The 619-nt window shown below is 57.0% G+C and carries 1 pseudogene; it reads right to left on the bottom strand.

From position 1 onward, the window contains the following. Positions 1-619: pseudogene (locus JCM25143_RS20465) on the bottom strand (efflux RND transporter permease subunit); the annotation flags it as partial.

Here is a 619-nt window from a genome sequence, read left to right as displayed (position 1 = left end):
CCAGCGCCAAGCCACCCAGTGTCATGACGTTGATGGTCTGCCCCGCCCACAACAGGCAGATGATGGCTGCCAGAATGCACAGCGGAATAGACGTGGCAATAATGATGGTGGAGCGCCAGGAGCCGAGGAACAGCAGCACGACAAGACCTGTCAGCACGGCGGCTGTCAGCATTTCGCGCACCACATCCTTGATGGCGTCCTTAACGAATACCGAGCATCGCTCAGCACCGAAATATGGACATCCGGCGGTACAAGCTGCCGGACACGAGGTAGCAGTTCCTTGGTTCTGGACACGACATCAAGGGTCGAGGCCTCGCCACTTTTCATGACGACGATCATGACGCCCTGCTTGCCTTGAACCAGCACAAGGTTGGTCTGCGGGTGTCCGCCACGGTACACGTTGGCTACGTCACGCACATAAATGACGGCATTACCTACGCGCTTGACGGGAATGTCTCCTAACTCTTCCATAGACCGTGGTGTGGCGTTGGTCTGCACCATCCAGTCCGTTCTATATATTTTCTGATCGCCTGCGGGCAGCACGATATTCTGCTTGCGCAGGGCGTTCTGCACGTCCATGGCGGAGAGATGATGCGCCTGAAGCTGCTTCTGGTTGAGC

This window comes from Acetobacter papayae JCM 25143, from assembly GCF_000613285.1.
Lineage (GTDB): Bacteria > Pseudomonadota > Alphaproteobacteria > Acetobacterales > Acetobacteraceae > Acetobacter > Acetobacter papayae.
Note: the sequence above shows the minus strand (reverse complement) of the source record. Positions and strands in the feature narration are given on the sequence as shown.